Source organism: Streptomyces muensis, assembly GCF_021474425.1.
Lineage (GTDB): Bacteria > Actinomycetota > Actinomycetes > Streptomycetales > Streptomycetaceae > Streptomyces > Streptomyces muensis.
In genome coordinates, this window is sequence record NZ_JAKEIP010000529.1 from 1 (window position 1) to 2,115 (window position 2,115).

Genomic DNA, 2,115 nt, shown 5'->3' on the forward strand with positions numbered 1-2,115 from the left:
GTTGAGGGGGGAGGTTTCGAGGGGGAGGTGTTCGAAATGACGGACATGATCTGTCATTACGAACGCCGAAAAGGTAAGGGTGTGGAACCAGGAGGTCAACGGGTTCGACGTGACGGAGAGAGCGCTTTCCGAAGAGCCGCGATTTTCTGTTATCGGCGCCCTCCCCAGCCGTCTCCGATGATGTGCGCAGCCATACCCACAAGACAGCAGCGGCCGCCGGCGCCCTCGCGGCGGTGGCCGCCCTCATCGTCGCCGCTCCCCCGGCAGCGGCGGCCGGCCGTGACGTCACCGCCGACGTCCTCGCGGACCGGGACGTGACGCTCAGCGGCGACACGGTGGTCACCGTGCCGTCGGGGACTACGACGTACGACGGCGTCTTCCGCGGCGAGGGCACGCTCACCGTGCGCGGCACCGGAACGCTGATCCTGACCAGGGACAGCGACTTCACCCTGCCGAAGTCCCGACAGCGGCAGAAAGTGCGGGTCCAGGGCGGCAACCACCCGTACGTCACCACGACCGACGCCGACCCGCCGGCCGTCACGGTCGAGCGCGGGGCGACCCTCCAGTACGGCAACGGCGGGACGACCGGGCTGATCGGCCACTTCCCGTACAACACCCCGGCGTTCCGGCTCAACCAGGACAACATCCGGGTCGACGGCACCCTGCGCCTGTCGCTGAAGAGCGCCTACAACCTGGGCACGATCAGCGGCTCCGGGCTCATCACCCAGCCCCGCTTCCTCTGGGGCACCTGGGACCTGTCCGGCAGCCACTCCTTCTCCGGGGTGATCGACAACGGCACGCAGGTCAACGCCGGCCGCCCGGAGTTCGCGACGTCGCTGCCGAACATGCGCAAGATCCTCAACCAGGGCACGTACACGGTGGACACCCCGCTGGGCCAGACCGTGACGATGGGCATGGACTTCTACCAGCGCGAGTACGGCAGCGACATCAACGTCCAGTCCCGGCCGGGCAGCAAAGTCGTCCTCACCGGCCAGTACAGCTGGTCGAACCAGGGCGGCGACACCGACCCCTCGCTCAGCGACCCGGCCCTGAACTGGACGCCCGCGCGCAAGAACGTCAACAAGCGCGGCACCAACATCAAGGGCGCGAACGTCCAGTGGGGCGACGGCACCACGAACAAGATCTTCATGCCGGGCACGGCGGAGACCGTGTACATCAACCTGCTGGCGGCCCGCTCCCGCTCCCTGCTCACCTTCGACTACAACGGCCCGGTGACGCTGGGCGCCCCCATCGGCGGCGGCGTCTTCCACGACACGCTCGCCGCGCCCGGCGCCGGGGACATCGTCATCAAGGGGACGAAGGGCAACGACGTCACCTTCGCCGCCGTGCAGTACTACAACGGCTCGACGACCGTCGAGAAGGGCGCCGTGCTGCGGCTGGGCAGTGGCCGGGCGGGCGGCGACGGCGGCCTCTACACGCGGGGCGACCTCTACAAGGTCGTCAACGACGGCTCACTGGTCCTGAACAACACGAGCAAGCCCCTGTCCCTGTCCCGCGTCAGCGGCAGCGGCTCGCTCACGCAGGCGGGATCCGCCACGGCGACCCTGACGGGCGGCGCGGTGACCTACACCGGCACGACCACGGTCGAGCGAGGCACCCTCGCCCTGCGCGACGGCGCGACGCTCGCCCGCAGCAAGGCGATCCGGCTCACGTCGCCGAAGTCCCGGCTGGACGCGGGCGCCCCGGGACTGCGCGTGGGCTCGGGCAGGACGCTGACCGGCAAGGGCGAGGTGAAGGGGGCGGTGACGAACGACGGCGTGGTCGCCGGCGGCCTGACCGTCTCCGGCGGCTACACGCAGTCGGCGAAGGGGGAACTGGTCCTGCGCGACGGCCCGTTGAAGGTCACGGGCGCGGTCCGCCTGGCCGGCGACCTGGATCTCGCGTCCGCGGCGACCGAGACCGAGCCGGCCCGGAAGATCACCGTCCTGGACCACCGAGGGCGCGCGAAGACCACCGGCACCTTCACCGGCCTGAAGGAGGGCAGGAAACTCCAGCTGAACGACACCACCTACCGCATCAGCTACCGGGGCGGCGACGGCAACGACGTCGTCCTGACCGCCGTCACCGCCACCCCCTCCCCCGGCTCCGACACCC

Annotated in this window: 1 protein-coding gene; it reads left to right on the forward strand. The window is 70.0% G+C overall.

Annotated features, from left to right (window positions below; genetic code table 11):
* Positions 1-182: 182 nt before the first annotated feature.
* Positions 183-2,115, forward strand: a 1,933-nt coding sequence (locus L0P92_RS44025; RefSeq protein ID WP_234768746.1) for an autotransporter, incomplete at its 3' end; no start/stop codon positions are given.